This window comes from Microbacterium sp. UBA3486 (assembly GCF_002377845.1).
In the GTDB taxonomy this organism is placed as follows: Bacteria; Actinomycetota; Actinomycetes; order Actinomycetales; family Microbacteriaceae; genus Microbacterium; species Microbacterium maritypicum_A.
The window spans coordinates 1-4,554 of the sequence record NZ_DFQP01000007.1; the positions used below are offsets into that span (position 1 = coordinate 1).

A 4,554-nucleotide genomic window follows, 5' to 3' on the forward strand; every position below is an offset into this window, starting at 1 on the left:
GCAGCACCCTGGCGGATGCCGTGCGCCTGGCCACCGCGGCCGGCGCGCTGGCGGTCACGAAGCAGGGGGCATCGCCGAGCCTTCCGCACCGCGCCGACGTCGACGCGTTCCTGGCGGAGCGCAGCTCAGCGCACGCCCCCGCACCCGTCGCGAGCTGAACCTGCGAACCGAGCATCCGGAGAACCGAGGAGACACATGCGCAAGACGGCCACCACGATCAATCCCGCGCTGTCCCGCGTGATCAGCGAGACCGGGCACACCGATCTGCTCGTCGTCACCGACGCAGGCCTGCCCATCCCCCCGGGCTCCGAGCGCATCGACCTGGCGTATCGCCCGGGGGCTCCCGCCTTCCTCGACGTGCTCGACACCGTGCTCGCCGAGCTGGTGGTCGAGGGGGCGACGGTCTCGGCCGAGGTCGCCGAGAAGAGCCCGGAGGTGCTGGCCGCACTGCGCGAGCGGTTCGCCGGCATGGGGTTCGAGATCGACCTCGTGCCGCATGTGGAGTTCAAGAAGCTCAGTCACGGCGCACGGGCGTTCGTGCGGTCCGGCGAGTTCACCCCCTACGCGAACGTGATCCTGCACGCGGGGGTGGCGTACTGATGGCCATCGTCGACGACGCGATCGACCGGCACTCCGCCGCGCCCATGTACGACCAGCTGCGCCAGCTGATCATCGACGGCATCGCCCGCGACGGTCTGCAGCCCGGCGACCCGCTGCCCGGCGAGCACCGCCTGTGCGAGCGCTACGGAATCTCGCGCACCGTCGTGCGCCAGGCGCTCGCCCAGCTGGAGCACGAGGGGCTCGTCGAACGGGTGAAGGGCAAGGGCACGTTCGTCTCCCGTCCCCGCACGAGCGAGAGCCTGGTGCACACGCTGGTCGGCCTCTACGACGACGTCGAGCGCCGTGGCGGCCACGTGCACAGCGATGTGCTGCGGCACGAGCAGACGGCAGCCGATGACGAGGTCGCGCTCGCCCTCGAGGTGCCCGTCGGCTCCCCTGTCGTCGTGCTCGAGCGTCTGCGCCACGTCGACGGCGAACCGTGGTCGCTCTCGACGACCTGGATGCCCGAGGCCGTCGGATCCGTCACCCTCGGCGCCGACCTCACAGAGGGCTCGCTCTATCGACTGCTCGCCGAGAACGATATCGTCGCCACGCACGGTGTGCGCTCGGCAGAGGCGACCGTGGCCACGCACGAGCAGGCGCAGCACCTGGGCGTCAGCGCTGGCTCGGCCCTGCTGCGACTGCGCAGCATCAGCCGCAGCACCGACGGCTCGCCCATCGAGTATTTCATCGCGTATCACCGCGGCGACCGGTCGCGCTTCGAGTTCCAGCTGCAGCAGGAGCAGTCGCAGGCCTCGCTGCTGCACGTCGACGGCGACGGCGGGGCCTCCCGCGCCGGGACGGTCGGCTGAGGAGACCCTGTCGGCGGTACCGCGCCGGGTGTACCGTCACCGCATGATCACCGACGATCCCACCCTCACCGACCCCGACCACTACCGCACGCTCTGGGAGAACGAGCACGTCCGCGTGCTCGACTACACCGATGAGCCCGGCGACAAGACGACGCCGCACGATCATCCGAACAGCGTTCTGGTCACCCTCAGCGATTTCTCCCGCCGCCTCAGCCTGGGCGACCGCACCTTCGACACCGTCCTCGCCGCGGGACAGGCCGTGTGGTTGCCCGCGCAGCGTCATTCCGGCGAGAACACCGGAACGACGCCGACGCACACCATCCTCATCGAGCTCAAGGGCGATGCGGCAGGCGAGCCGACCTCCACCCACCTCGGCCCCGAGCATCCCGCCGCCGCGTGATCGACCAGGGCGCCCGGACGTCCGCCCGGTAGTGTCGAGGGCATGAGCGACTGGACCAGCACCGCGATCGCCCTGCTGGAAGCCGATGCCAACCGCAGCGCCGACACGCACCTGCACCTGTTCCCCCTGCCGCCCGAATGGGGCATCGACCTGTACCTCAAGGATGAGTCCGTGCATCCGACGGGCTCCCTCAAGCACCGCCTCGCACGCTCGCTCCTCCTCTACGGCCTGGTCAACGGACGCATCCGCGAAGACACCACGCTTGTGGAGTCGTCGAGCGGATCGACCGCCGTGTCCGAGGCGTACTTCGCCCGCATGCTCGGGCTGCCGTTCATCACGGTCGTGCCCCGTTCGACCGTGCAGGAGAAGATCGACCTCATCGAGTTCTACGGCGGGACCTGCCATTTCGTCGACCGTGCGGAGGACATGTCGCCCGAGGCCCAACGTCTGGCCTCCGACTGCACCGGCCACTACCTCGACCAGTTCACGTTCGCCGAGCGCGCGACCGACTGGCGCGGCAACAACAACATCGCCGAGAGCGTGTTCAGCCAGCTCGCTCAGGAGCGGCATCCGATCCCCACCTGGATCGTCACGGGTGCCGGTACCGGAGGAACCAGTGCCACGTTCGGCCGGTACGTGAAGTATCGCCGACATGACACGAAGGTCGCGGTCGTCGACCCCGAAGGCTCGGCCTTCTACGACGGCTGGGCAGGGACCGTGGATCCGCCGGCCGGGCGCCCGAGCCGCATCGAGGGCATCGGCCGCCCCCGGGTCGAGGCCTCGTTCGTGCCGACCGTGATCGACGAGATGATCCAGGTGCCGGATGCCGGGTCGATCGCCGCGATCCGCCTGCTGCGCGAACGCACCCTGCACTGGGCCGGCGGCTCGACCGGCACCAACCTCTACGGTGCGTTCCAGCTCATCGCCCGGATGCGGGCCGCGGGCGAGACCGGCAGTGTCGTGACCCTGATCTGCGACAGCGGCGTCCGCTACGCCGGCACCTACTACTCCGACGAGTGGGTCGCCGCCCAAGGCTGGGACCTCGCCCCGCACCGCGCGCGCCTCGATACGTTCCTGGAGTCGGGGGTCTGGGTGGAGTGAGGGCTGCGGGCTACGCTGGCCGCATGACTACTCTGATCCTCACCGTCGCGGGTGCAGACCGTCCTGGCCTCGTGGCCGCCGTCGCCGATGTCGTGGATGCACACGGCGGCAACTGGGAGAACAGTTCCCTGGCCGAGCTCGCCGGCACGTTCGCCGGCGTGATCGAGGTCTCGGTCGCGGATGACCGGGAGGCCGAGCTGTCGTCCGCGCTGCGCGGCCTGCAGGGTCAGGGACTCCTCACGCTCGCCGTGCTCACCGGCACTCCGGATGCGGCTGCCGACGACGATCAGCTGCTCGAGATCCAGGTGCTCGGCAACGACCGCCCCGGCATCGTGCGCGAGGTCTCCGGCGTGCTGAGTGCGCACGCCCTGAGCATCGAGGAGCTCGCCACCGAGACCCGGGATGCCGCGATGGCCGGAGGGCGTCTGTTCGAAGCATCGGTCACCGCGAAGGTCCCCGCCTCCGTCGACCTCGACGCGCTGCGCACCGACCTCGAGCGCATCGCCGCCGAGATCCAGGTCGATATCACCCTCGGCTGACCGGCCCGCAGGACGCGCGTCAGTCCTCGAGCCCCGAGTACCGCCGCACCCAGTACTCGGTGTACGCGACGTGGGCGGAGGCCGCGGCACTCGCGGCGACCGGGTCCGCCGCCGCCAGGCCGCGCAGGATCGCGCGGTGCCCGGCATCGGAATGTACCTTGAGCTCGGCCGCATCTTCGGGGTCGGAGATGCGATACGCCCGCGACCGCGATCGCAGCACGTCGATCAGGCTGGTCAGCGCTTCGTTCCCCGCGACGCCGGAGATCGCCATGTGGAACTCGTGGTCGAGCCGCGACTGCGCCTCGAAGTCGGTGGTCGCCTCGATCTCGTCGAGCACGCGGTCCAGGGCCTCCACGGTCTCGTCGTCGATGCGGGCGGCGGCGAGCGCGGCCGCATGCGGTTCGAGCACGCGGCGGAGTTCGGTCAGTTCGAGCACTCCCGCCATCGGCAGCAGCCCGACCGTGAGCGACAGACTGCCGATCAGGTCGGCCGCGCGCAGCTCGCTGACGTAGCTGCCCGAGCCGTGACGGGTGTCGAGCACGCCGAGGGCGGCCAGCATCCGGATCGCTTCGCGGAGGGACCCGCGGGAGACGCCGAGACGTTCGCAGAGCTCGCCTTCGCTCGGCAGTCGGTCTCCGGGCCGCAGCGCACCGTCGGCGATCAGCGCCCGCAGCCCGTGCAACGCCGTGTCGAGTGCGCTCATCGTCATCCTCTCTGACACTCCCCCACCCCTCGTGAAGTCTGTCGGAACTCCCCTTCGCAGGAAACTCGTATGACAACTATGTTTCATCTTCTCCTTTTCATGGCAGTTTTCCACGGCATGTGGCAAAGTTGTGCAACAACTCGCCCGACTCATCGATGAGGACTGATGCCCACACCGCTGTTCCCTGCACCGCTCACGCTGAACTCCGGCATGCGAGCGCGCGACGCCTGGCCCCTCGACCCGGCGGTGATCCACCTCAATCACGGATCCTTCGGCGCGGTCCCGTCCGTCGTCGTCGAGCACCAGGACGCCCTGCGCCGCCGCGCGGACCTCAGCCCCGTCGAGTGGTTCCCGCGCATCGCCGAGCGCGTGCGGGCGGCCCGCGAGCGCACCGCCCCG

Annotated in this window: 6 protein-coding genes and 1 pseudogene; 6 read left to right on the forward strand and 1 reads right to left on the reverse strand. The window is 69.9% G+C overall.

Annotated elements, in window-relative coordinates; genetic code table 11:
- Positions 1-195 precede the first annotated feature (195 nt).
- The 5 genes from rbsD to B2869_RS00555 are packed head-to-tail and all read left to right on the forward strand — an operon-like array spanning position 196 to position 3,452.
- Positions 196-600: a D-ribose pyranase gene (rbsD, locus tag B2869_RS00535; RefSeq protein WP_292761378.1), complete on the forward strand. Its 405-nt coding sequence runs from the start codon at positions 196-198 to the stop codon at positions 598-600.
- Positions 600-1,412: a GntR family transcriptional regulator gene (locus B2869_RS00540; RefSeq protein ID WP_292761381.1), complete on the forward strand. Its 813-nt coding sequence runs from the start codon at positions 600-602 to the stop codon at positions 1,410-1,412. Before rbsD ends, B2869_RS00540 begins: the two co-directional genes overlap by 1 nt.
- A 43-nt stretch (positions 1,413-1,455) precedes the next feature.
- The gene (locus B2869_RS00545; RefSeq protein WP_292761383.1) at positions 1,456-1,812 is read left to right on the forward strand and encodes a cupin domain-containing protein; all 357 of its coding nucleotides are present in this window, start codon (positions 1,456-1,458) and stop codon (positions 1,810-1,812) included.
- A 42-nt stretch (positions 1,813-1,854) separates the two neighbouring features.
- Entirely contained in the window at positions 1,855-2,913 is a 1,059-nt protein-coding gene (locus tag B2869_RS00550; RefSeq protein WP_292761386.1) for a PLP-dependent cysteine synthase family protein, read from the forward strand.
- Positions 2,914-2,936: 23 nt separating this feature from the next.
- Positions 2,937-3,452, forward strand: a complete 516-nt coding sequence (locus B2869_RS00555) for a glycine cleavage system protein R (RefSeq protein ID WP_029258509.1) — start codon at positions 2,937-2,939, stop codon at positions 3,450-3,452.
- A gap of 19 nt (positions 3,453-3,471) precedes the next feature.
- Here the strand turns inward: B2869_RS00555 and B2869_RS00560 are convergent, their stop codons facing one another.
- The gene (locus B2869_RS00560; protein ID WP_021198307.1) at positions 3,472-4,155 is read right to left on the reverse strand and encodes a FadR/GntR family transcriptional regulator; all 684 of its coding nucleotides are present in this window, start codon (positions 4,153-4,155) and stop codon (positions 3,472-3,474) included.
- 165 nt (positions 4,156-4,320) lie between these two features.
- Between B2869_RS00560 and B2869_RS00565 the strand changes: the two are divergent.
- A pseudogene (locus B2869_RS00565) lies at positions 4,321-4,554 on the forward strand (aminotransferase); the annotation flags it as partial.

Coding starts and splice junctions, on each gene's coding strand:
- rbsD (WP_292761378.1), top strand. CDS start 196: ATGCGCAAGACGGCCACCACGATCAATCCCGCGCTGTCCCGCGTGATC.
- B2869_RS00540 (WP_292761381.1), top strand. CDS start 600: ATGGCCATCGTCGACGACGCGATCGACCGGCACTCCGCCGCGCCCATG.
- B2869_RS00545 (WP_292761383.1), top strand. CDS start 1,456: ATGATCACCGACGATCCCACCCTCACCGACCCCGACCACTACCGCACG.
- B2869_RS00550 (WP_292761386.1), top strand. CDS start 1,855: ATGAGCGACTGGACCAGCACCGCGATCGCCCTGCTGGAAGCCGATGCC.
- B2869_RS00555 (WP_029258509.1), top strand. CDS start 2,937: ATGACTACTCTGATCCTCACCGTCGCGGGTGCAGACCGTCCTGGCCTC.
- B2869_RS00560 (WP_021198307.1), bottom strand. CDS start 4,155: ATGAGCGCACTCGACACGGCGTTGCACGGGCTGCGGGCGCTGATCGCC.